At 44.6% G+C, this 25,443-nt stretch carries 22 protein-coding genes; 14 read left to right on the top strand and 8 right to left on the bottom strand.

Annotated elements, in window-relative coordinates:
* Position 1 precedes the first annotated feature (1 nt).
* Positions 2-1,480: a sodium/proline symporter PutP gene (gene putP, locus OS173_RS10585; RefSeq protein ID WP_407659819.1), complete on the bottom strand. Its 1,479-nt coding sequence runs from the start codon at positions 1,478-1,480 to the stop codon at positions 2-4.
* A gap of 124 nt (positions 1,481-1,604) precedes the next feature.
* Between putP and OS173_RS10580 the strand changes: the two genes are divergently transcribed.
* Both OS173_RS10580 and OS173_RS10575 read left to right on the top strand, forming a co-directional pair.
* Positions 1,605-1,808 carry a hypothetical protein gene (locus OS173_RS10580; RefSeq protein WP_267184258.1) on the top strand — a complete coding sequence of 68 codons (204 nt, stop codon included), beginning with the start codon at positions 1,605-1,607 and terminating at the stop codon, positions 1,806-1,808.
* 244 nt (positions 1,809-2,052) lie between these two features.
* Positions 2,053-2,550, top strand: a complete 498-nt coding sequence (locus OS173_RS10575) for a TspO/MBR family protein (RefSeq protein ID WP_267184257.1) — start codon at positions 2,053-2,055, stop codon at positions 2,548-2,550.
* A gap of 13 nt (positions 2,551-2,563) precedes the next feature.
* Here the strand turns inward: OS173_RS10575 and OS173_RS10570 are convergent, their stop codons facing one another.
* Both OS173_RS10570 and OS173_RS10565 read right to left on the bottom strand, forming a co-directional pair.
* Entirely contained in the window at positions 2,564-2,836 is a 273-nt protein-coding gene (locus OS173_RS10570; protein WP_267184256.1) for a BrnA antitoxin family protein, read from the bottom strand.
* The gene (locus tag OS173_RS10565) at positions 2,823-3,122 is read right to left on the bottom strand and encodes a BrnT family toxin (RefSeq protein ID WP_267184255.1); all 300 of its coding nucleotides are present in this window, start codon (positions 3,120-3,122) and stop codon (positions 2,823-2,825) included. The genes OS173_RS10570 and OS173_RS10565 overlap by 14 nt, the downstream gene beginning before the upstream one ends.
* A 276-nt stretch (positions 3,123-3,398) precedes the next feature.
* Here OS173_RS10565 and OS173_RS10560 point away from each other — a divergent pair, with 276 nt between their 5' ends.
* The 7 genes from OS173_RS10560 to OS173_RS10530 are packed head-to-tail and all read left to right on the top strand — an operon-like array spanning position 3,399 to position 7,175.
* Positions 3,399-4,022, top strand: a complete 624-nt coding sequence (locus OS173_RS10560) for a uracil-DNA glycosylase (protein WP_267184254.1) — start codon at positions 3,399-3,401, stop codon at positions 4,020-4,022.
* A gap of 35 nt (positions 4,023-4,057) precedes the next feature.
* The gene (locus OS173_RS10555) at positions 4,058-4,345 is read left to right on the top strand and encodes a BrnT family toxin (RefSeq protein ID WP_267184253.1); all 288 of its coding nucleotides are present in this window, start codon (positions 4,058-4,060) and stop codon (positions 4,343-4,345) included.
* Positions 4,332-4,652 carry an antitoxin gene (locus tag OS173_RS10550; protein ID WP_267184252.1) on the top strand — a complete coding sequence of 107 codons (321 nt, stop codon included), beginning with the start codon at positions 4,332-4,334 and terminating at the stop codon, positions 4,650-4,652. Before OS173_RS10555 ends, OS173_RS10550 begins: the two co-directional genes overlap by 14 nt.
* 3 nt (positions 4,653-4,655) lie before the next feature.
* Positions 4,656-5,102, top strand: a complete 447-nt coding sequence (locus tag OS173_RS10545) for a hypothetical protein (RefSeq protein ID WP_267184251.1) — start codon at positions 4,656-4,658, stop codon at positions 5,100-5,102.
* Positions 5,103-5,140: 38 nt separating this feature from the next.
* Positions 5,141-5,401: a hypothetical protein gene (locus OS173_RS10540; protein WP_267184250.1), complete on the top strand. Its 261-nt coding sequence runs from the start codon at positions 5,141-5,143 to the stop codon at positions 5,399-5,401.
* An 18-nt stretch (positions 5,402-5,419) separates the two neighbouring features.
* On the top strand, positions 5,420-6,010 hold the full coding sequence (locus OS173_RS10535; protein ID WP_267184249.1) for a DUF1287 domain-containing protein: 591 nt from the start codon (positions 5,420-5,422) through the stop codon (positions 6,008-6,010).
* Entirely contained in the window at positions 6,003-7,175 is a 1,173-nt protein-coding gene (locus OS173_RS10530; RefSeq protein WP_267184248.1) for a DUF7379 domain-containing protein, read from the top strand. Before OS173_RS10535 ends, OS173_RS10530 begins: the two co-directional genes overlap by 8 nt.
* A gap of 81 nt (positions 7,176-7,256) precedes the next feature.
* On the opposite strand, the gene OS173_RS10525 is transcribed toward OS173_RS10530, so the two are convergent.
* Complete coding sequence (locus tag OS173_RS10525; protein WP_267184247.1) at positions 7,257-8,555, bottom strand: MFS transporter; 1,299 nt, start codon at positions 8,553-8,555, stop codon at positions 7,257-7,259.
* 233 nt (positions 8,556-8,788) lie between these two features.
* Between OS173_RS10525 and yqfB the strand changes: the two genes are divergently transcribed.
* Positions 8,789-9,100: a N(4)-acetylcytidine aminohydrolase gene (gene yqfB, locus OS173_RS10520; RefSeq protein ID WP_267184246.1), complete on the top strand. Its 312-nt coding sequence runs from the start codon at positions 8,789-8,791 to the stop codon at positions 9,098-9,100.
* 22 nt (positions 9,101-9,122) lie between these two features.
* Positions 9,123-10,484, top strand: a complete 1,362-nt coding sequence (locus tag OS173_RS10515) for a Na+/H+ antiporter NhaC family protein (RefSeq protein WP_267184245.1) — start codon at positions 9,123-9,125, stop codon at positions 10,482-10,484.
* 39 nt (positions 10,485-10,523) lie between these two features.
* Here the strand turns inward: OS173_RS10515 and fghA are convergent, their stop codons facing one another.
* The 3 genes from fghA to OS173_RS10500 form a co-directional block, all read right to left on the bottom strand.
* Positions 10,524-11,360, bottom strand: a complete 837-nt coding sequence (gene fghA / locus OS173_RS10510) for an S-formylglutathione hydrolase (protein WP_267184244.1) — start codon at positions 11,358-11,360, stop codon at positions 10,524-10,526.
* A gap of 10 nt (positions 11,361-11,370) precedes the next feature.
* Positions 11,371-12,483 (bottom strand): S-(hydroxymethyl)glutathione dehydrogenase/class III alcohol dehydrogenase, encoded by a 1,113-nt coding sequence (locus OS173_RS10505; RefSeq protein ID WP_267184243.1) that lies wholly within the window; start codon positions 12,481-12,483, stop codon positions 11,371-11,373.
* Positions 12,484-12,554: 71 nt separating this feature from the next.
* Positions 12,555-13,463, bottom strand: a complete 909-nt coding sequence (locus OS173_RS10500) for a cation diffusion facilitator family transporter (RefSeq protein WP_267184242.1) — start codon at positions 13,461-13,463, stop codon at positions 12,555-12,557.
* A 281-nt stretch (positions 13,464-13,744) separates the two neighbouring features.
* Here OS173_RS10500 and OS173_RS10495 point away from each other — a divergent pair, with 281 nt between their 5' ends.
* Entirely contained in the window at positions 13,745-23,119 is a 9,375-nt protein-coding gene (locus OS173_RS10495) for an isopeptide-forming domain-containing fimbrial protein (protein ID WP_267184241.1), read from the top strand.
* A gap of 440 nt (positions 23,120-23,559) precedes the next feature.
* A complete protein-coding gene (locus tag OS173_RS10490) occupies positions 23,560-24,042 on the top strand; it encodes a glutathione peroxidase (RefSeq protein WP_267184240.1) in 483 nt (160 codons plus the stop codon).
* Here the strand turns inward: OS173_RS10490 and OS173_RS10485 are convergent.
* Positions 24,039-24,797: a MipA/OmpV family protein gene (locus tag OS173_RS10485; protein WP_267184239.1), complete on the bottom strand. Its 759-nt coding sequence runs from the start codon at positions 24,795-24,797 to the stop codon at positions 24,039-24,041. The genes OS173_RS10490 and OS173_RS10485 overlap by 4 nt on opposite strands.
* 451 nt (positions 24,798-25,248) lie before the next feature.
* Here OS173_RS10485 and OS173_RS10480 point away from each other — a divergent pair, with 451 nt between their 5' ends.
* Positions 25,249-25,440 carry a hypothetical protein gene (locus tag OS173_RS10480; RefSeq protein WP_267184238.1) on the top strand — a complete coding sequence of 64 codons (192 nt, stop codon included), beginning with the start codon at positions 25,249-25,251 and terminating at the stop codon, positions 25,438-25,440.
* Positions 25,441-25,443 lie beyond the last annotated feature (3 nt).

Below are 25,443 nucleotides of genomic sequence, written 5' to 3'. Positions count from 1 at the left end.
ATCAAAAAGACTGATTCACTTCATCATATAAATCGGTAATGTTTTTATTCGGTTTTTGAGTTAATAAACTCACCAGAACAATGGCCAAACAAGCCATCAAAAAGCCGGGTACAATCTCATAAATAATTGAACTCAAGCTTGCGCCCTGAATGGTGAACGGTGCATAAATCCAAAACAGAACTGTACCCGCACCAACCACCATGCCGGCAATGGCACCGGCTAAGTTCATGCGTTTCCAATACAGGCTGAACAGTATTAATGGACCAAACGCAGCACCAAAACCGGCCCAGGCATTACTCACTAAATCCAAAATACTGCTGTCTCGATCATAGGCCAGATAGATGGCGCATAAAGCCACCGCAATAACGCTTAAACGACCCACAAAAACCAATTCCTTATTGCCGGCATCTTGGCGTAGGAATGTTTTATAAAAATCTTCAGTGAGAGAACTTGAGCTCACCAGTAATTGGGATGAAATGGTGCTCATAATCGCCGCTAAAATGGCCGCCAATAAAAAGCCCGCCACCAGCGGATGAAATAAGACCTGAGATAAAATCAGGAAAATGGTTTCCGGATCATCCACCGCAATACCTTTTTCATACGCGTAAGCCGCGCCACACAAGCCGGTGGCCACAGCACCCAGGGCAGCGACAATCATCCAGCTCATGCCAATGCGCCGCGCGATGGGCATGTCTTTCACGTGCCGAATCGACATAAAGCGCACAATAATATGGGGTTGACCAAAATAACCCAAGCCCCAGGCCAGCGCTGAAATAACCCCCAGTACCGAACCGGCACCCAACCAACTGAGCATATCCGGATTAATTTCAGTGAGGGTGGCAGTCATGGGCTGATTCAATAATGAATAGGTCACCAGTGGCACAATTATTAGAGCCAAAAACATAATGCAGCCTTGCACAAAGTCAGTCAGGCTAACCGCCAAAAAACCGCCGAACAGGGTGTATAAAACAACCACTCCGGTGGTGACATACATACCGGTTTCATAGCTTAAACCAAATGAGCTTTCAAATAATTTACCGCCGGCCACCACGCCTGATGAGGTGTAAATGGTGAAAAAGATAATAATTACCACCGCAGAAATAATACGCAAAATGTTGTTGTTATCGGCAAAGCGATTAGCAAAGTAATCGGGGATGGTGATGGAATTGTCGGCTTTTTCCGTGTAAACCCGCAATCTGGGTGCCACCAGGAAGTAGTTTGTCCAGGCCCCTGCAACCAAGCCAACGGCAATCCAGGTACTGCTAAAGCCACTGATAAACATGGCTCCGGGTAGACCCATCATAATCCAGCCACTCATGTCGGAGGCGCCTGCGGATAAAGCCACCACCGCCGGGTGTAAGTTTCTGCCGCCGAGCATGTAACCGGACAGGTCGCTGGTGGATTTTTTAAAGGCGTAAAGTCCAATTCCCAGCATAACAATAAAGTAGCCGGCCAACGAAATCATGGTACCTGTTTCCAAAATAAGCTCCCGTGTTTTTGAAATGTAAAAATTGCCACGTGTAACTATAACATGGATAATTTGCTGGATACCAATCCGTTGTTAAATCAGGTTAAACTATAAGAGTAACCATAATTTACAAACCATGATGTCATCAACCCTACTCATATTAATCAGTTTAATTCTAATCGCTATGGCAATATGGGGGCTTATATTCGGCAAGGTGATGGCAGGTTCTCGCGGTCTTCGCGCGAATTATTACAGCCGAGAAGACAGCCCGGTGTTGTTTTACCTATTTATCGTTGTCTATTTAAGCATCGCAATTTTGATTTTAGCAACAGCCCTTTAGAGAGCTGAGTACAGTCATTCAGCTAAGCGATTTCAGGCTGTTTTCTGTATTAATTGCAATAAACCATGCTGTTGGGAATGGCCGGCGCAAGACTCACGGCTACAGTGCCCAGAAAACGCTGGTTTGTGACAGATTTGGATATAGGCAAGTATGTGTCCATGAAATTAACTTTTGACTTAATTTTTACGGTATTCAAGTTAAAACAGTCGTTATAATTAATGACAAACATTTTCAAAGGTGAATTATGACATCGTTATCAAAACAAAAACAATTTTTCGGCTTAGTCGTTTGGCTGGTGATTAGTTTTGCAGCTTCAGCGATTGGTGCAGTGGCATCAATCCAGGCCCGATCCTTTTACGCTGATTTAAGCCAACCGACGTGGGCGCCACCGGGTTCGGTGTTTGGTCCGGTTTGGACTACATTGTATGCACTGATGGCTATTGCCGCCTGGTTGGTCTGGCGGGAAGGTGGTTTTCGAAAACACAGAACCGCGTTGCTTTTATTTTTAGTTCAACTGGCGGTTAATGCGCTATGGAGCTGGTTGTTTTTTGCCTGGCATTTGGGTGCCTATGCCTTTATTGATATTATTGTACTGTGGTTTTTGATTGTCGCCACAATAGTGACTTTCTGGCGGGTACAACCTTGGGCCGGTGCGTTGCTGATACCGTATGTATTGTGGGTTAGTTTTGCCGCGTTTCTTAATTACACGGTCTGGCAGTTGAATCCGCAGATATTGGGATGATGGCTAAACGCTATTAAGATTTTCGGATTTCTTTAATATCCTCAGCTAACAATGCTTTAATGAGCGACTGGTAGGGCATATCGCGTTTGTTGGCTTCAATCTTAATGCTGTACAATAAACTTTCTGGCAATCGAATCGAAATGGTTTTGGTAGAAGGTTTTAGATTAGGTAATGTGGCATGTTGCGCTTTTGACCAATCCCCATAATCACTGGAATCGTGTTGCTCCCAGAAAGCCCGTTCTTCAGCTTCTGATTCAAATCGAGGTATTTTTTTAAGCTTTTTCATAAATCATTTTCTCCTTACGATGCATATCACGTGCCGAAATAACACGGATTAAACGACTGTTTTCGCGTAATGTAAACGTGATATGTAAATATCTATTCTGGTCGGTTTTACCCAACGCATGATAACGAATTTCGTTTTGACTATGTTTTGTATCCGGCAGAATAAGTAATGGTTGATTAAAAAATATCTGCTCTGATTCATGTTGGCTTACGTCGTGCTTATCAACACTTTTACGTGCATTACCAGTATCCCATTGAAATCCGGTTATCTGTGTCCAATCAGTCATATATGTATATTATCACAATATACAAGACCAGTGTAGTCAGTTGACTGTGTTAAACTAATTTATAGCGTGGTGCTGAGAAGAATCACGGCAACTGTAAAGTATCTTAAGAGACTTCGAAAGTATGCCAAAGTCTTATTCTGAGATTAAACTTATAGTGCCATATGGTTGCCGTGCAAAGACACTGGATGCCGTCCTTCGACGGCAAGGTTGTTGTGGGTTTTATTATTGTTGGTGTTATTATGAGGCTTGACGCTGATTCTCAAAGGTCTTTAAAAGATGGTTTGTATCAAAAAATTTGTTAATGATCTTGCATGTCGTGGTTATCGACCGCAGACCCATAATCCTTATAAAAATCCTGATTTGGCAGCCAATCTTTATCAGTACCTAATAACAGTTAAGCATCACAATAGCCGACCTGTGTTATTGGTGGGTGAGGCTTTGGGCTTTAAGGGCGGCCGCTTGACCGGTATTCCGTTTAGTTGTGGTGATATATATTCGCGCTTTAATCACCCCTTATTGCTGGAATTAAAATCAAAATTGATTTTAACCAGCCAAGAATCAGAAAATACCGCCACCATGGTGTGGGAATACCTGACTGAAAAGCAACAAACACCTTTATTTTGGAATGCCTTTCCGTTTCATCCCTATCAAGTTCGTCGACCCAAAACCAACCGAGCGCCCACCGTAAATGAGATTCAACAGGGCAGTCGATATCTTCAACAATTGGCCGATATTTTTCAGCCGACAACTATTGCCGGTATTGGCCGTAAGGGCCAGTTAGCGGCACAAAAAGCTTTTCCAAACCATGCCATTCAGCGTATCCGCCATCCGTCTTTTGGCGGTAAGCGGGAATTTATTTCAGGTATGGATGGGCTGTTCAGTGATTTAAAATCTATATGATGACAAAACGCACACATTAGTGTTAAAATAAAACCATGAGAATTTTCAATTGGAATAACGATAAAAATAAGCAATTGATTTTAGAAAGAAATGTGTCTTTTGAAGAGGCTGTTTTTTATATAGAACATGGTTTCGTTTTAGACGATATTATTCATCCAAATAGGCAGACATATCCAAATCAAAGAATTTTTATCGTGCAAATTATTGATTACATTTATTTAGTTCCTTATGTAGAAAATGAACAAGAAATCTTTTTAAAAACCATTATTCCAAGCAGGAAGTTCACTAAGATTTATCTCGGAGAGGAAAATGAATCAAGTTAAGCTATCTAAAGATGAACAAAAATTACTGGATGCCGTTGAATCAGGTCAATTTGAATCTGTTTTGACTGACGAACGTCGCGCTGAACTAAAGGCGGTTGCTGGTTTTACCAGTAAAAAAGATAAAAGGATTAATGTGCGTATTTCAAATCGTGATTTTATGGCCATTCAGTCCAAAGCCTTGCAACAAGGTATTCCTTACCAAACATTAGTTTCCAGTATTATTCATAAATATATTTCTGGATCTTTAAATGATTTGACAGTTAATCATTCAAAAGATTCTACTCAAGGTAACCATGATCGCTCATAAACCATGAAGATTATCTTGCTACTGGTGGTTGCTATTTTGGCAGCCTTCAGTGGCTTTGTGGTACATGTGTTTACAGTGGAATGGTTACCGCAATGGATTAGTACGCAAATGCAAGGTCTGGAGGTTAAACCCTCGTGGGATGTGCGTTATGTGGCGGCTATTACATCGATTGAAATGGGTTTAGGGGCGGTGGGTTTATATTATTTTGGTCGTTACAAATTCATCCAAATAGGGCGTTTTAAATCAGCATTGCTGTTTTCTGTTTTATTACTGGCTTTAAATGGTCGCCTAATTCGTCAGCCTTTGATGGATTTTGTCATTGGTAATCCCTGGCATGTGGCTTTGGTACAAAATGCCTTTAACTGGCTGTCCTGGATTTTAATGGCGTTTATTGTTATCTATGGTTATGAATATGTGGTGACTTTAACCGATAAAAAGCCGCTTAAGTAGCAAACGATAACATGCCAATTATTACCAAGATAATTTTAATGATTAGTACAGTTATTGCCTATTTAATCCTGTTTGTGGGTTATTATTATGGGGTGCAATATGTTTGGGGTACAACTGGTCATAAACACCATGATTTACTTGAAGGCGTTGCGACGTCAGTGATGTATGGGTTTTGGCCGGTGGCTTTGAGTGTGGGGTTATTAACTTACTGCAAATGTGAAATGCCGGTTTGGTTAATTCGTGCGTCTATTGTTGCTTTTTTCTTATGGCTGATTTTGTTGTTAGGCTCATTTTTTTAAAATGTAATGAAAATTTCTATGAATAAAATAGTTATCATCGCTTTATGCTTATTGAGTTCGGCAGTTTATGGACAGGTTTTTCAACAGAATTTAGCTGAAGCGGCGATTGATCGTACCAATCATTCGGTGCGTTATGATGGTGCTTATAGGTCAATTGATTACCCGGGTGGTGATGTGCCGGCGGATATCGGGGTGTGTACCGATGTGGTGATTCGCAGTTACCGGGCTTTGGGGGTGGATTTGCAGGTTCTGGTGCATGAGGATATGAAAGCTCATTTTAGCGCCTATCCCTCGAAACGTATTTGGGGTTTAACAGGTACAGATCGCAATATTGACCACCGCCGGGTACCGAATTTGCAGACTTTTTTGACACGGCATGGCGAATCTTTGCCGATTTCTCAAACAGCAGATGATTATCTACCGGGTGATTTGGTTACTTGGATGTTGCCTGGTAACTTGCCGCATATTGGTATCGTAACGGGCCAGCGGTCATCCAGCTCAGGACGGCCCTTGATTGTGCATAATATCGGTGCCGGACCGCAATTAGAAGATATTTTGTTCAGCTATTCAATCACCGGGCATTACCGTTTTGAGCCCGCTGATGAATAACACTATTAAAGAATCTGATGCCAAGACAAAAAATCATGTGAATGACCTAAAAGGCCTGAATCAATTGGCGCAAGAAGGCATTCTCGGGGTGGTTGATGTGGTTGATTCTGTGCATCAAAGTGTCTTGAATTTAGGCGGTACGTTAAGTCAAAGTAAACAAACAAACGGCCTCACCGGTTTTATCTATCGCAGTATTCGGGCCACCACGCGACTATCTTACCGAAGCATTAATTTCGCCTTAAGCCGATTCACGCCGTTACTGCCTGATGTTCTACTAACAAAACGTCGAGACCACTGGGTTGCTGTGTTAAACGGCATCATTGGCGATCATTTAGCCGCCACTGACAATCCCTTGGCACTTGAGATGACTTTAGTGTATCAAAACCAGGAAATTTCTATCCGGCAGGCGGCAATTCTGTGGTCAAACCCAAATGTTAAGCCGTTATTACTGATCCATGGTTTATGCCTGAATGCCCAGTCATGGCAACAAAAAGATCATAACCATGGACAAGTGCTGGCGGATAGCGGTCACTATTTGCCGATTTATCTGAATTACAACAGTGGCTTGGCAATTGCTGACAATGGCCGTAAATTGGCACTGTTAGTGTCTGAGCTAGATACATTAATGGAGGAACAGCAAAAAATAAATGTCCTGGCTTTTAGTATGGGTGGTTTGATTGTTCGCAGTGCCTTACAAATGGCAGAGAAAGATAATAATTTATGGCCACATCGGATTGAAAAACTGGTGTTTTTAGGCACCCCGCATCAAGGGGCCTTATTAGAAAAAACCGGTCATTTGATGGAATACATCTTGAAAATAAGTCCCTACAGTGCGCCTTTTGTGCAATTAACGCAAATCCGCAGTCAGGGCATAAAAGATTTGCGTAAAGGACGTATTCATGATGATGGTCAGTCGGTTCAGTTACCCAGACACATTAAAAGTTATGCCATTGCCGGTACCGCAAAAGATGATAAAGCGCCCCATAAGGAAATGCTGGGAGATGGTCTGGTGACCGTGAATTCAGCGCTGGGTCGTCACCCCAAGAAATCCCGGCATACGGGCATCCCTAAGAAACACCAGTTTACGGTTTTTCATGTGTCTCACTTAGGGCTGTTGTCCAGTAAAGAAGTGTATGACCATTTAGAAAAAATCTTTATCGATTAACTGCAACTCAATTCAGACTAATGTATAAGGAACCTGCAAGAGCTGCGGTTACAGTCATGTAATTCACTTTATAGGACCTTATTAAACACTTTTCATGGTGCGTGATGTGATCGCCGCCAATAAGCTGATAAAAGCAAAAAACAGCAAAGCCACCGGAATGGCCAGTTGTGATAATAAAGCGCTGATAACACCGACCACCAGCAGCAGAACCCCCATAATGGTGTTGCTGACGGTGACATAGGTGGTGCGTTGGTTGCCTTCGGCTAAATCAACCACATACGTTTTGCGGGCTAAACGTACGCCCTGGTGCGTTACCGACAGGGCAAAAAACAGAAAGCCATAGAGATAGGCATGCGAGGCTTCCGGTAACCAATTAACGCCCGCGGCTGCCAGACAAATTAAGGTGGTTATCACGGCGGTGTAGGTCATCACGCCCCGGCTGTTGTGATCAGATTGGTTACCCCAGAAAACACTGCTCAGGGCACTGGCCAAGCCGGAAATGGCGAGAAAAATGCCTAAACCAAACCAACTTGAGTGACTTTGTTCCGCCAGCATCACGATGTAGGGTGTCGCCAGGGCGGAGCTCAGCATTAAAGCACGGGTTATGACAAAGTGTCTAAAAGGCGCGTCATTTTTCATCAAATCAATGGCCTGTTTAAAGGCATACCGGCCACTGCGGGCGCCATCAGTGGCACCTTTATACTCATTAATCAGGCCATAAAGTAGGGCGGATAGGCTGAATGTGCCTGCGGCCGCCACCAATAACCATAAGATATGAACCGTGTCCATGGTCAAACCCCAGGCCAGGCTCAGACCGACAATGATGCCGGTAATACCTGCAATGGTTGCGGCATAGCCACTAACTTGGCCACGTTTGGTTTTATCCACGGTTTTCCCCAGTACGTCTTTAGAAGCCACCGATGAAAAACTACGTGCCAAGCTGAATAGCGTGATGATACCGATAACTGTCCAGCCGGCGGCAGATCCTTGCATCCACAGCGCCACCGGAATAATACTCAATAAACATAGGGCCTGAGCCAGGGTGCTGGCCACCAAAAACCATTTACGCCGTGGAAATTGGCGTACCCAGGCACCAATATACAATTGCGGCAACATGGAGCCCGATTCGCGGATGGGCACCAATAAACCACTGAAAAAACTTGGGATACCCGCTGTTGAAAATAACCACGGTAAAACCAGTTTGGTGCTGGCCAGTTTGTCACTGATCTGTGAACAACCCACCGCCAGTAAGAACAGTAGATAATTCACGGGTTGTGCACGACAAGCGTTTTCAGGGATTTGCAGACAAGCGCGGGTATCGTCGTCGTTGCTGAGCATCTGGTAAATGGTTTTAAGTCGTTTGTTGCCGGTTTTTGCCATGGTTACTCTGAATTTATATCATTGAATGGGGTTAAACACTAAGATTACCACAAACAGAATTTGATATTAATAATGCTTTTGCTTGTTCCTTAAAACAGGTTTTAAACAGCGACTTCGACGGGCTCAGTCTACGGCAGAATATTTATAGCTGTTCCGTATTGGGAAAACGACAAGGCATGCCTTGTCGCTACCGATGGCTTGTAAAATATTGGTCGTGTGTTAATAATTAGGTCATGAATCACTCAATCCGTTTTTACGATAATTTGATACCGGCTATTTTAGGTGGTGATAAAACCATCACCATTCGCAGTGCATCCGGGTACCGATATAAGCCCGGGTCGCGGCTGGATGTGTTGCGTGATTCGAATGGTGAGCGTGTTGCTGAGATTGAAATTACTGCTGTTGAGGCCATTCATTTTCAGGATTTGAATGAGTCCCATGCCGAGCGAGAGGCGATGTCGTTGACTGCCCTGAAAAAATTGATTGCGGAAATTTATCCCGGGATTGACCATTTAACGGTGATTTCCTTTAAACTAATCCAATGATTATTCCCACAGGTCAAACAATATGGGTTGGTTAAGTATTTTACCGCCGTTGGTGGCGATTATTTATGCCATTTGGCGCCGTGAAGTGACCATTGCACTGTTGTTGGCTATTTTTACGGCGTCATTAATTTTAGTCGCTGGTCATCCGGTTTTGGCATTTACCGATACCGTGGATCGCATTGTCGGCGTTTTTGGCAGTGCTTATAACACCCGTATACTGCTATTTAGTCTGTTAATTGGTGGTTTGATTCAACTGATTAAAATATCCGGTGGGGTGACCGCATTTGTTAATTGGTTGACCCACAAACGCTGGGTCAACAGTCAACGCAAAGCCGGACTGCTACCGGCTATTTTAGGCAGCAGTATTTTTATTGACACCAACATGAGTGTTTTGACCGCCGGTATTTCCTCACAAGCCTTATTTGATCGCTATCACATGAGCCGATTACGGCTGGCGTATATTATTGATGCCACCTGTGCGCCGATTAGTGTGTTGATTTTACTCAATGGCTGGGGTGCGGCTATTTTAGGTTATGTGCAAGACACCGGTGTCGCCGATCCGGTGGCAGTGATGGTGAGCAGCATCGGTTTTAATTTTTATGCCATTATCACCTTAATTATTGTATTTTATACCGTGCTCAGTACCCGTGTTTATGGTCCTTTAAAGTCAATGGAAGCCGCCATGGTTTTGGATGAGAAAACTGAACCACTGCCGACCGCCACTAAAAAGCGATATATGTTATGGCCGTTGATTTTAATGGTCAGCAGTATATTGCTGTTTATGTTCATCACCGGAGACGGTGATTTGCGACAAGGTTCCGGTGCTGAATCGGTTTTGTGGTCGGTTATTTTGGCCACCATGCTGGCTTTTGGTTTATTGCGATTTGATGCGAAAAAACCAACGAAAGATTTGATGCAACAAGTGTTTGCCGGTATGGGAGAACTATTGCCTTTGGTCACCTTGGTGTTATTGGCTTTTGCTTTATCTAGCGCCATGGGTGATTTAAAAACCGGTGAGTTTGTGGCGTCAGCCATTGGTGATTTTATTCCAGTGTGGGCGATTCCGGCGCTGGTATTTGTGTTGTCGGGCTTTATTTCTTTTACCACCGGCACCTCCTGGGGGACATTCGGTATTCTGATTCCGATTGCCATTCCATTGGCGGTGACTTTGGGGATTTCACCGGGTTTGGTGCTGGGTGCGGTGTTGGGTGGTTCGGTGTTTGGCGATCATGCCTCGCCGATTTCCGACACCACGGTGATTGCCTCCTTAGCGGCCGGCTGTGATTTGTTGGATCATGTCAGAACGCAATTACCTTATGCGTTGGTGGGTGGTGGCTTGAGTGTTATTTTGTATGTGCTTTTTGGGTTGTTTTATTCGTCTTGATTAAAAAAAGCGCGGTGCTGAAGACCGCGCTTGAAAAATCTAAGCTAACAATAAATCGGCATGGTAGTCGATGTGATCTTCCATAAATGTGCTGATAAAGTAATAGCTGTGATCATAGCCGTCATGCTTGCGCATGGTTAGTGGATGGTTTTGTTCCTGGCACACTGCTTGCAAACGTTCAGGTTGCAAGTAATCGGTGAGGAACTCATCACTCATGCCTTGATCGACAAACAATGGAATGTTGCTGTTGGTTTGTTTGATGAGTTCGCAAGTGTCATACTGCTTCCAGGTTTCTTCATTCGAACCTAAGTAACCACTAAAGGCTTTTTTGCCCCAGTCATTGTGCATGGGCGCCACAATCGGTGAAAAAGCACTGACTGAACGGTATTTGCCCGGGTTTTTTAGGGCAATTATTAAGGCGCCATGACCACCCATGGAATGACCAAAAATACCCATGCGGTCAGAATCGACCCGAAAATGTTGTTGAATAAAGGCCGGTAATTCATCCACCACATAGTCGTACATCTGATAGTGTTTGGCCCAGGGTTGTTCGGTGGCGTTCACATAAAAACCGGCACCGGATCCGAAATCATAGCTGTCATCTTCACCCGGAAAGCCTAAATCACGCGGACTGGTATCCATACTGACCAAAGCAATGCCGTGTTTGGCGGCATATTGTTGGGCGCCGGCTTTGGCCATAAAATTTTCTTCGGTACACGTCAGTCCTGATAAATAATAAAGAACAGGCACTCTTTTCTTTTTGGCCTGTGGCGGCATATAAACCGCGAAGGTCATGGGGGCATTATTGACCTTTGAGTCGTGTTTATAAAAGCCTAGTTCGCCCTCAAAACAACGGTGTTTTTTTAATGTTTCCATAATCGATACCTCAATCAAATGTAATAACAGAACGAATGCCGTCGCCTTTGTGCATGAAATCAAAGGCCTTGTTAATGTCTTCAAGGGGCATTGTGTGAGAGACGAATTCATCGACTTTAATGTCACCTTTCATATACTGTTCAACCATGCCGGGTAGCTGGCTGCGGCCTTTAACACCGCCAAAGGCGGAACCGCGCCAAACCCGTCCGGTGACCAATTGGAAAGGTCGGGTGGAAATTTCCTGGCCGGCACCGGCAACACCGATAATCACTGATTCGCCCCAGCCTTTATGACAACATTCCAAAGCCGAGCGCATTAAATTGACATTGCCGACACATTCAAAGGAATAATCCACCCCACCGTTGGTGGCATCGACAATGACTTCTTGAATCGGGGCGTCGTGGTCTTTTGGGTTAATAAAGTCGGTGGCACCCATTTGTCTGGCGAATTCAAATTTATCCGGATTAATATCCACCCCAATAATGCGTTTAGCGCCGGCCAGTACCGCGCCCTGAATCACGCCCAGACCGATACCGCCTAAACCAAACACAGCCACGGTTGAGCCGGGTTCTACTTTGGCGGTGTTGGTGACTGCGCCGATACCGGTGGTGATGCCACAACCGAGTAAGCAGACTTTGTCTAATGGGGCTTGTTTGTTGATTTTCGCCAGGGCAATTTCAGGCACCACGGCATACTCAGCAAAAGTCGAGGTGCCCATGTAGTGATGAATCATTTTGCCATCTTTGGATAAGCGGCTGGTGCCATCGGGCATCAGGCCTTTGCCCTGGGTTTCACGAATCGCCTGGCACAGGTTGGTTTTGCCGGATGTGCAGAAATTACATTTGCCACATTCAGGCGTGTAGAGGGGAATCACATGATCGTCTTTCTGCACCGAGGTCACGCCGGCACCGGTTTCCACCACAATGGCACCGCCTTCATGGCCGAGCACCACCGGAAACAGACCCTCCGGGTCGTCACCGGATAAGGTGTAAGCATCGGTATGACAAACCCCGGTAGCAACCATTTTAATCAACACTTCACCGGCTTTGGGTCCGGCTAAATCAATCTCTTCAATGACTAAGGGTTGTCCGGCTTGCCAGGCCACAGCGGCTTTTATTTTCATGGTGAATGTCCTTTAAATTTAAACAAACCATTGTAACATGTTAGCCGTTAAGAGTTAAGGCGGAAAGCGTATCAACAATTGTCGTCAGGGCAGTCCAGATGTTCAATCTGAATGGTGGTGTGAAAAACCGGGAAATTGTGCAGAATAAGTTCTTTGGTTTTTTTCAAGACATCATAATCGTCCACATGCTCAACAACTTTTATGTGCAAAGACATCAGGTGCTTGTCATTGGTTAATGACCAGGTATGCACATGGTGGACGTCGGTGACGGTTTTAATTTCAGTGATGATATTGTTTTTAACGGCATCGATATCAATGGCTTGGGGAGAGCCTTCAAGTAAGATGTGGGTGGCTTTTTTAACCACAAACCAGCCCGAACGCATAATCAATAACGCCACCAAAAGCGACAACAGTGGATCAGCCCAATGCCAGGCAAATAAATAAATAAGAACCGCCGCCAGGATGGCAGCCACTGAACCGAGCAAGTCACCCATGACATGAATCATGGCGCTTTTCAGGTTGAGGTTTTCGTGGTCACCGCCTTGCAGGATTTTAAAAACAACAACATTAACCAGCAATCCCAAAACGGCAATTATAAACATCGGTTTGGCCATCACTTCAACCGGCTGATAAAACCGCCAGATCGCTTCCCAGATAATCCAAACCGCGATGACCAGCAGACTTAAGCCATTCACAAACGCTGCTAAGGTCTGAAAACGGTGCCAGCCAAAGCTGCGTTTAAAATCGGCTTGTTTATCACTGTAGATAAAGGCCAGCCAGGACAGTAACAATGACACCCCATCACTCAACATATGTCCGGCATCTGCCAATAAAGCCAGAGAACCCGACAGCAAACCACCGACCACTTCCGCCAGCATAAAGCCAAAAGTAAGGACCATGGCGATAAACACACGTTTTTTATTGTCTTCGTTGACGCTAACACTGTGATCGTGATGATGGTGTTCGGACATGTTACTCATGATCTGTTAAAAAAGAACAATTGTACTGGTTAAAAACAGGTATGCCAATGATTGAAATTGAGACAGAGTTTGTCACCGCCAGAAGTAAACCTGTTAAGCTATCAATGAAATGTCATAAAAAAACACTCAAAACAGGTTAAAACGAAAATAGTTCATCTCAAATGTCGATTATGTGAACTGGTTCAAGTATTATGTGCAATAAATGGAATGTAAACAGCATTCATGTTGTTTTAAAATACCTTTAACTTTAATTGAATTAAATAGATGGAGTCCCTCAACTCATGAAAAAGTTTTCTGTCATTATTTTTGGTCTGCTGTTGAGCAGTTTTTCTTTTGCTCAGACGCCGACGACAGTTCCCGCTGTTGATGGTGAAGCCTTTCCCGGTACTCAGATTTGTACTGAAGTAGAGTTTCAAAATACCGGTTCACCCGGTTACGGGCCTTATTTACGGTTAACCGTTCCGGCGGGTTTAAGCTATTCAGGCACCGAATTATTTGGTTTGCCCGTGCCCAGTACTTTAGTGGGGACTTTTCCGGTGGCACCGCCACATGAATTAATTGATCCGGTGACCGGTGATGTGGTTACCGGCAATCCAGGTGACAGTTTTTATATTTTAAAACCACAAATTGGATCTGTGGTTGCAGGCGGGCCGCCTTTAACGTTTAATGTTTGCTTAGACATAGACCCGACTGCGACTGTCAATGTACCGTTGCCGGTTTCAGTAACTCCTGCCTATGAATTTGGAGATACGCCGACTGGAGATAACGGGCCGATAGTTGGCACGACGGATGATTTTAATATCACCCCAATACTGGTGACGTTTGAAAAAAGTAGTAATGTCCCTGAAGGCGAGCGGCCACCAGGGCCAAGCTGGCCGGTAAGCTATACGTTAAATGTTGATGTTGCCAACAATAACACCATTGATAACATCGTGATTAATGATGTTTTACCGTCACAATTTGTATTGGATACAGGTTCTATTAATATCTCGGGTGGTGTTAACTGTGTTTCAGGATTGCCGAACATTAGTATAACGTGCGATAGCGTTAACGGTACGGCAGCCGGTAATGATTTGGTCATTACTTACAGTGGTTATTTTGATGATGTGTTGGATGAAACGGCATGTGGCAAGGATACTGCTGTCAATAACGCCACATTTGATGCGGAATTTAATGCCGTTGCTGTTCCTCAATTAACCGACAGCAATAACATCGAGCTGGAGCACATGAGTGTTCAAAAAGGGGCATCCCCCGGTCAAGTAACACCCGGTAATTTGGTGACCTATAATCTGAACATCCAACTCAGTGATTATGCCAACGCTGATCGTGTTATTGTTACTGATATATTACCCGATGGCGTCACTTTTAATTCTGTTTTAAGTGGTGGTGTAACACCAACAATATCAAACGACACACCTGCAGCCGGTCAAACCACTGTGGAGTTTGATATCACATCGGCTTTGGGAACACTGAGTGCCGGAACCGGCTTAACAATTAGTTATGATGCCAGTGTAGATCAAACCTATGCCAATACAGACGCAGTTTTAGCCAGTGACCCCTTAAGCAATACGGTTGATTTGGATTATGATTTAGTTGAAGGCGCGTCGGCTTGTGGTGATGACTCTGCGGCGACCATTCTGGTTGCACCGGTTGCCATTAGTAAAGATGTTGTGAGCACCGGACCCTATATGCCTGGTGATACTGTCACATATCGGCTGAGTTTGGCCGTTCCTTCCGGGGACACCAATGGGGTTGTTTTTGAAGACTTTTTTCCATTACCGGTATTTGATGCCACCACCATTGATACGAGTTTACCTTTACCCAACAGCAGCATTAGCCTGGATCCATCAGATACCTTGGGATTAACGCCAACCAGTATAACGACAGATGCGGGCACCAATAGCCTGACGATTAACTGGCCGAATATTACCACCACAACACCGCAAACCTTATCGGTACTGGTGGATGTGGTTGTCACGGATGATCCGTTTGCAGATAATCTGAGTTTAGCTAATTTATTGCGTGTTAGCACCTCGAATACTGAAGCAGAGGTGTCGACAGGTATCACCCCGGTTTTGATCCAGGTTCGCGCACCAGAATTGCACATGACCAAAGGTGTTGTATCTGCTGACCAAGGTAACATCAACCCATCACCGGCTGTGTTACCGGTGGATGGTAATGTTACAAACGTAGATGCCGGAGACAGCATTAGTTATCAATTAACACTTGAAAATGTTGGTGGAGCGCCGGCTTATGATGTGGTGATTACTGACCCGGCTGTGGCGAGCTTAACGGCTTGTTCAGTCAGTGCAGTGACCGATGGCAATGGCGATGTTTTGGCTTATAGCGGAAGTATTGGGACCGGTATAACGCTCACGAACCCTTTGGCAGCCAACGATGGTACCATTGGAGCGCCTTATGGCACAGACACGGCTTTGGTGACAGTTAATTGTACAGTGGCTTCTGCGGTTGAAATTGGTAGCACCTTGACCAATACCGCCACGGCTGATTATGCATCTCAATCCGGCGCGGTTAATTTCCCGTCAGTTTCAGATAATGCCACAGCCACAATCGGCCAACCAACTATGGATAAAACCATTGTCTCAGTTACGCCCAATGTGGACAGTGATAATGGCACCATCACCATTGGTGAAGTGATTCAATATCAGGTTGAAGTGACCATTCCAGAAGGTGTGTCCAGTAATGCTGTTGTGACGGATCAACTGGATAATGGTTTAACCTTTTTATCGTTTGATTCCATCGTGCCATCAAGTGGAGATATTACAACAGACGTGGCCGGTGGCTTTGCTGCCGTGCTGGCGGGTGCAAGTGGCATCGGAACACGAGATGCCAGTTTTAATTTCGGCACCCTTGGCAACAGTAATACGGATAATAATACTGCAGAAACCCTGACCATAACCTACAGTGTGTTGGTGAATGATGTTGGAGCCAATCAAAATGGCGAAAATAAAATCAATGACGCCAGCTTTAGTTCAGACAACGGTTCTGCCAGCGACAGTGCGCCGAACTTAACGATTCGGGAACCTTCTTTGGGATTAAACAAAACCGTTTCCCCGGCTAATGCCGATGCCGGTGATACCGTGACGTACACCATAGTTATGACTAATAACGGTACCAGTCCGGCCTTTGATGTGGTGATTAGTGATTCGCTGAGTGATCCAGATTTGAATTTGGTGGCAGGTTCTGTTGTGACCTCCTCAGGTACCATTACGACCGGTAATGCGGGTGGTGACACCACGGTTCAGGTAGATGTGTCTTCAGTACCCGTTGGTGGTTCTGTGACAGTGACTTTTGATGTGACTATTGATCCGACCGCAGTGTCCGGCTCAGTGTTAAATAATGTGGCTTCAACCATAGGTGATTCATTACCGGGCAATGATCCCTATGAACGTGATTATGGTCCTGTGACCGATGATGCGGATGTCACGATTGCTCCGGCAGAAGTGGTGAAATCAGTTTTACCCGCCACCAGCACCAATCAAGACGAGGCCAGTGCGCCGTCAGGAGAAAGCGACCCCTCATTGGTGGATTTAACCATTGGTGAAGAAGTGACTTTTAATATTGTTGCTACCTTAGCCGAAGGTGTGTCGCCCTCAGTCATTATTACTGATACCTTACCGGATAATGCCACGGGTCAAATGGTGGTAACCGGCTCTGAATTAATCTCAATTGGAGGAAACCTAACACCGACAAATGCATGGTTAGTAGGTGATCCAGGTGTTGTCAGTGGTGCCAACAATAATGTCGTGACTTTTGATTTTGGATCTGTAGTGAACGTTCCTGACGGTACTGTAGATGGCAACGACCAAATTGTTGTTCAAGTAACAGCATTGGTGACTAATGCATCTGTAAATGAAGGCATTGAAGTTTTAACCAATACCGTATTAATTCAATATGACACGGGCGCTGATGTGTCCGGTTCTGCTGATATTGAGGTGGTTGAGCCGAATATGCTTGTTGATAAAGCCGGTGATGTAAATAGTGCTGATGCCGGTGATACCATCACCTATACTATTGAGGTATCTAATCCTAATGCGACTTCATCGGCCGATGCCTATGATGTCACTATGACCGATATGATTCCTGCCGGATTGACTTATGTGGGTGGAAGTTTGACCCATGACAGTGGTTTAGCGCCGGATGTTGGTCCGACAGAGAGTGGTGGTTCTATTTCTGCCGGCTGGACTCACTTCCCAATCAGCGAAACAGCTACATTCACTTATCAGGTGACGGTGGATCCGGGTGTTTATCCGGAACAAGTCATTACCAATACGGCAGATATAGACTGGTCATCGTTACCGGGTACTGACCCAAATGAGCGAAATAATAGTGATTCAGATCAACATACCGTAACCATTACTGAATCTGGTTTAAGTAAAACTGTATTGTCAACCTCGGAATCAAGTACAGGTACGTCTCAAAGTGGACCGGAAGATGATTTGACCATTGGTGAGGAAGTCACTTATCGCATGGTAGTCACTTTTCCTGAAGGCACGTCTTACAATGCAGTTATGACTGACCAGCTGCCGAATACGACAGCTGTTTTATCTGTGGTGAGTTCAGAAATAATTTCAATTGGCGGACAACTCACTGTTCCGGGTGTTTCGACCGGTGATGCGGGCGTACACAGCAATACCAATGTGGATGCATATGATGATTTAATTACCTGGACCTTAGGAAATGTTGTTAATACACCGGATGGTCTTAATAACACAGATGATCAAGTTGTGTTTGAAGTGGTTGCTGTGGTGGTTAATGAGCCTGTTAACCAAGGTGTTTTAAATGATATTGCGAATGTTGCCACCTTAACAGTGACAGATAGCTCTGGTGCTAATCCGGGTAGTGTGACTGATTCTGCATTGGTCGACATTGTTGAGCCAGTCGTAACGGTGACTAAAAACACTGATCCGGCCACTGTTATAGCGTCTGCGGGTGAAACATTAACGTATCAGTTAACCATCGCACATGATGCAAGTTCAAGTGCAGATGCGTTTAATTTTAGTGTTACCGATAACTTGCCTGTTCCCGGTACTGAATGGATTAATGACGGTACAGTGACATCTACCTGTCCAGCTTGGACTGTTGATTCATCAGCGGAACCCATCATTGAATTTAACTTTGATGAACTGCCTTTGAGTCCAGGCTCTTGTACCATTAGATATAATGTTTTGGTTAACAGTGCTGTGAATCCATCTGAAACGTATGCCAATGTGGCGAACATGGAATACACGTCGACGCCGGGCAGCGAAGCTGAAACGCGAACCTATAGTGATTCCGATGGTACCAGTTTTGTGACGCCGGATCCGAATGTGCTGAAAGAAGCTGGAAACAGTTCATTGAGTGACACCGGTGATAATATTGGTGATCCCATGGCGCCTGATCTGGCAATTGGCGAAACCATTGATTTTGATTTAACGATAGTGGTACCGCATGGCATTACAACCGGTGCTGTGGTCACGGATAATTTACCCGTTGGTATGGAGGTGGTTAATGCCGGAAGTATCACCATGGGACCGGGTATTAGTTATTCAGGCACACCTTTGCCTGCTGCAATTAGTGATAGTAACAGTGACACCTATAATGATCAGGTGGTGTTTGATTTTGGTGATATTACCAATGTCTATGATGGTGACGATACAAACAATTGGATTCGCATGATTGTGACGGCACGCTTATTGGACGTTGCCGGAAATACAGCGGTTGATATGCTAACCAATAATGTCACATTTGAATACGACACAGGTACGCCTTTAACGGATGATGCTGATGTGGAAGTGGTTGAGCCTAACTTAGGTTTAGCTAAGTCCTTTGGTACAGTGAATGACTATGTGGTGCCAATTACCTTAACCATGAACAACACGGGTGGAACGGCAGCGGCTTACGATTTAGTGCTGGAAGATGTGTTCGATACAGCCAATATTTGGGATGAAAACGGTTTTAGTGCTGTGACTGTCCCGACCGGCTTTACCTTGACTGTATCGGTGGATGATCCGGTGGTGGGTTCTACCACAATTCGAATTGAATCTGATCCACTGTCTTCGCCACCAGACAGTTCGCTGGAACCTAATGAGGTGGTTAATTTTGTGTTTAATGCAACTTTACTGGATGATGTCAGTGTTACCAGTATTCCAAATACAGCGACGATTGAAGAATCAAGTTCATTACCCGGTAATGATCCGAATGAGCGGGATTTCCCTCCTGTGGATGGTACGGATACTTTATTGTTACCGGCACTGGATTCATTTAAATCTGTGGTGTTGGATGATGATACCAACAGTTCCGGTGGTGCCAGTCCCGGTGAAACCTTAAATTACACCATCACTGTGGTGAACTCAGGTGATGCGCCGGCAACCTCCGTAGTTGTCACAGATATCCCTGACCCCAATGGTAGTTTGGTTGTGGGTTCTGTGACCACAAATGTCGGTTCTGTAACCACTGGTAATACAGGCGGTGATACCACGGTTGTCGTGAATGTCGGCACATTGGCTGTGGACGCAACCGTAACCATTACTTATCAGGTGGTTATTAATGACCCATTACCTTCAGGTGTTGAGGAGTTGGTTAATCAGGCGCAAATTACTTCGCAAGAAATTCCTGATTTTAATTCTGACGATCCGAATACACCCACCGATCCCGATGATCCAACCATCATCCCGGTCGATGGCGCGCCAGATTTAACGATCGTTAAAGATGATGGCGGTGCTATAACGACGCCGGGTGGCGTTGTGGTTTACACCCTGGGTTATTCAAATAACGGTACCCAGGATGCAACCGGTGTGGAAATTACCGAAACAGTGCCGGCAAACAGTACATTTAATGCCGCTAATTCAGATGCCGGTTGGAGCTGTGTGAATGGCGATCCTGCCGGTACCGTTTGTACCTTAAATATAGCGGGTACTGTCCCAGGTGATGGTTCTGTTAGTACCGTGAACTTTGCAGTTACTGTTGTTAATCCATTACCTTCAGGTGTCACTGAACTCTCCAACAGTACATCGATTACAGATGATGGTAATAATGGGTCAGATCTTGATCCAAGTGATAATAATGACGATGATAATACACCAATTACGGCTTCACCGACGTTAGAGGTTACTAAAGATGATGGTGGTGTAACAGTTGAGCCCGATGATGTGGTGACTTACACCATTAACTATGCCAATACAGGTAATCAGGATGCCACAAACGTGGTTATTACTGAAACTGTGCCGATGAACAGCATTTTTGTTGATGCCAGTTCGTCTGTGGGTTGGAGCTGTGCTGATGGTTCGCCGGGTGGTACGGCCTGTACCCAAACGCTGGCAACACTGGCCGCTGGCGATTCAGGCTCTTTATCGTTTGCCGTTCAGGTCAATGATCCATTGCCTGCCGGGGTTACTGCCATAAACAATTCAGTTGCTATTGCAGATGATGACGGTAATACAGACAATGGCAGCGATGATACGCCGGTTACGGCGACCCCTGATTTAACTTTGGTTAAAGATGATGGCGTGGTTCTGGCAAACCCGGGTGATACATTAATATATGCGATTGCTTATGAAAATGTCGGCAACCAAGAAGCCACCGGTGTGGTCATTACTGAAACTGTTCCTGTCCATACAACGTTCAATGCCGGCAGTAGTACCGGAGGTTGGAGTTGTGGCGGCGTTACGGCCGGAAGTGTCTGTACATATGCTGTAGGCTCGGTAGCCGGTGGTTCGTCAGGTTTAGTCAATTTTGCGGTCAATGTCGATAACCCATTAGCAGCAGGAGCAACATCTGTGGTCAATGTCGCCAGTATTACCGATGACGGAAATAATGGCGCTGACCCAACACCGAGTAACAACAGTGACGGTGATACCGATAGTTTAGATGGAACTGCCCTTGATTTATGGGTTACTAAAGATGATGGTGGCACCACGGTGATAGCCGGTGGCACTGTGATTTATACCATTAGTTACGGTAATAACGGTAACATCGGTTCAACCGGCGTGGAGTTGAGTGAGGTTGTGCCTGCAAATAGTACGTTTGATGCCGGTAATTCTGATCCTGCTTGGAGTTGTGCAGGTGTCACAGCAGGTAGTTCCTGTACCTTGGCTGTGGGTGTCGTTGCAGGTGGTGCGGCCGGATCAGTGGCCTTTGCTGTGACTGTGGACAATCCGCTACCAAGTGGTGTTGATCAAATCGATAACAGTGTGAGTATCGATGATGACGGCAACAATGGTGATGATATTGATGAAAGCAATAACAATGATTCAGATGATACCCCTGTGTCGGCTGCACCTGATTTGACGGTTTCTAAAGTTGACCAGCAAGCCAGTGTTAATGCCGGTGATGTTTTAATCTATGACATCAGTTATGAAAATATCGGTGATCAAGATGCCACGGGTGTGGTTATTACGGAAATCGTACCATTGCACACGACGTTCAGCGTTTCAGGCAGTTCAGCTGGTTGGGTTTGCTCTCCAAATGGTAATGCCGGAAGCAGCTGTACCTTAGCCATTGGACCTGTTAATGCCGGTGATCCGGCACAAACGGTTCAGTTTGCTGTGTTGGTGGATGACACCGTACCGTCCGGAATTGATGCCTTGAACAATACCGTCAGTATTAATGATGATGGAAATAACGGTGATGATACTGATCCGACCAATAACGATGATTCTGAGCCCACCGATGTGGTGGCCGCCCCTGATTTGGTCATTACCAAAACGGATGGTGGTCTTAATTCAGGTCCGGGTCAAACCATTGTTTATACCCTGAATTATGAAAATGTTGGTTCACAAGATACTGTGGGCGTGGTTATTACTGAAACGATACCAGCGAATACCACGTTTAATGCTGGAGCCAGTAATCCTGCCTGGAGCTGTAGTGGTACCACACCGGGTAATTCCTGCACGTACTTTGTGGGTAACCTGAATGTCGGTGATACAGGTTCAGTGGTCTTCGCCGTTGATGTGGATGATCCCCTACCGCAGAGTGTTCAGCAGATTCTGAACAGCGTGAATATTGGTGATGATGGCAGTAACGGTCCGGATGAAGATCTCAGTAACAATGATGATGATGAAACCACCGGATTATTCTTAAATCCACCGGTGGGCGTGAAGACCGTTGAAGTGGACCCATCCGATCCGCGTTTATTACACTGGACGTTCTATTGGTATAACCCCAACAATAATGTCGATCTGCCGGTGTTTATTTATGACGAAATTCCGGCCGGAACCACCTATGTGCCGGCGGCGAGTTGTACGCCTGATGGTACCAGTACATGCACCACTCCGATATATAACAGTGGCTTAAATCGCATTGAATTAAACGCTGTTATCAGCCCGGATCCGGGTGCGCCGGCGAATGAAACCATGGCGAACTTGGCCAATGAAGTGGTGATTCGATTCGATACCCGCATTACAGCGGGTGGTTCGGTCAGCATTGAAAACCAGGCCATGGCACATTGGGATGAAAATAATAACGGCGACCCCAATGATGATGAGCAGGGCGGGCAACAGCCTGTGGTGACCGATGATCCGACCACCACAGATGTTAATGATCCAACCGGTGTTAGAACCGCGTTCCCGATACCTACTTTAAGTACCTGGGCGCTGCTGTTATTAATTGCACTGAGTTTAGGTTTGGCTTTACCTGCGATTCGTCGCAGAAGCTAAACGCTTAACTGAACAGCGGTAAAAACTTAAAAGCCGAAAAGCATTGACTTGCTTTTCGGCTTTTTTGTCCCCAAATAAGAAATGTTCTTGGGACGTAATTCACTTTTGATGACAAATGGTATGAGTGTGAAAAGTGGCCTATAGAATGTAGGTCTATAGGCGTGAGCAGGCAGTTATTGTTGTACTTAATGACAGCCATGTCATCAGCCCTTAGGGTTGCTTCGCATGGCAAAGCGGCTGTTTGCCGTTGCCTTAAGGGCCTACTCTTGGAGGTCAGATAATATCTGCATTCCCTGTATCCATACTAATTGATGCGGAAGTGACTAGAGCGGCCGCTGCGAATACGTCATCGATTGAAACGCAACCTTATAATTTGTTCAGGTGAGCAAATAGGCTGGCGGATTAGTAGATTTTGAAATTTTTTTAAAGGTGGGTTAATTATGAGTGATTTTTATGAATTTAGTGCTGAGACTTTAAATGGTGATATGCGCAGTTTGGCTGATTATAAAGGTCAAGTGGTGTTGGTGGTGAATACTGCCAGTAAATGTGGTTTTACGCCACAATATAAAGGTTTGCAAGAATTGTATGAAAGTTATAAAAACCGTGGTTTTACGGTGTTAGGCTTTCCTTGTAACCAGTTTGGTGGTCAGGAGCCCGGTGATGCCGAGGACATTAATTCATTCTGCGAAGTGAATTATGGCGTTGAATTTCCGATGTTTAATAAAATCGATGTTAATGGCGATGATGCCCATCCTTTATTTACATATCTAAAAGATGAACTGTCTGGTACTTTGGGTGATAAAGTGAAGTGGAATTTCACCAAGTTCTTAATCGGTAAAGATGGTAAACCGCTCAAACGCTATGCGCCGACCACTAAACCTGAAAAACTAACGCGTGATATTGAACAAGCTTTAAATGCTTAAAATATCTCGTACAGTACACCGATAAAAAGTGACAGCCGTTGGTCATCATCGACCAACGGGCTGTTGGTGATTTCATCGTTAAACCACTGATTACGAACACTGCTAACCCAATACCATTGCGGCGTAATATTCTTTAAAATAGTCAAAGACAACTCAGTAACATCGCTTTTTTGGCCGCGGTATGCCGGTAACTCATCGTTGGCAAACTCGGTATCTACACCATAAAAATAATTAACAAATTCGCCACTGTAACGCCGTTGACTGAGTTTTGGGTAAAATTTCCAGTCCTTAAGTTTGAAGTAAGCGGTGTAATTAGCAGAAATTATATGGCCATTATGCTTATTATTAATTTCATGATCATAACGCACATCAAATAAGCCGTAATCGGTTAAAGCGCCAAAAGTGACAAAGGAATAAAGTGGATAATGTAAGTCCGGTAAATGAGTAAATAATGGTGAATCACCACGATCCACATCCCCAGAAAAATCGATACTTAAGCCGACATCTAACTGCCATATTTTTTGATCCAAAATTTTATAGCCGGCGTCACCCGCCTGAAAGTAGAAATTCTTATACTCATAATCGAAAGCCGGGAAAACAACATTTTGTCGCTCACCATTAAGATATATACTGTTACTACTGACCGCAGCGACACCCACCCGCAAACGGTGGTCATCGGGTATATCGTCTTGAGCCAATAGGGCGCTTGTCATTAAAAGCAAAGTTAAAGTTGGAATAAATCGTTTATAGATCATAATGGTGTTTTATATATTTTTGCTTATTGTACCGTGTAAACCTGTGAAAAGAAGGTCAAAGTTAATTTGACAGTTATAATTAAAGAGTGATTCAAATATGATTTGCTCAATTTAAAGCTTAGCCGTCTAATTTGCTAAATTAAACGATAATTCAAAAAAATATCTTAACAACGATGAAAAGATACCCTAAATACGCACTTATTTTTCTGTTTGGTATCATGTTTGGGTTTGTGATTTTCATCGCACGACAAAACCACCAGCAACAACAATTGTATAAATCTATATCGACACAAAGCGAAGTCTCCAGAGATTATCAAAAATTTCATGTGGCCTATGATAGACCGTTAAGGGTGGAGCACTTAGGCTCAGGTGAGAAATATGAATTACTGTTAACCGCACAAAATATGGGGAAAGTTAATTACTTTTGGCATTCACTCACACAGCCTAAAATATGGGTCAAGATGTGCTTTATGAAAAGTATGAAGTTGTTGCAGAAACTTCGAAAGGTCGGCACATCACAAATAATGGTAGCCGTTTAAGCCTGGAGATAAACGACTTAGGAATGGGTTGGTCAGCATCATCACAAACCAGTGGCTGGCTCTATTACAATGCAACAAGCATTTCACTGGCTTATCAGCCATAATAG

Origin of the sequence: Marinicella gelatinilytica, from assembly GCF_026410405.1 — a bacterium.
In the GTDB taxonomy this organism is placed as follows: Bacteria; Pseudomonadota; Gammaproteobacteria; order Xanthomonadales; family Marinicellaceae; genus Marinicella; species Marinicella gelatinilytica.
The sequence above is the reverse complement of the archived record's forward strand: the minus strand, read 5'-3'. Positions and strand labels throughout refer to the sequence as shown.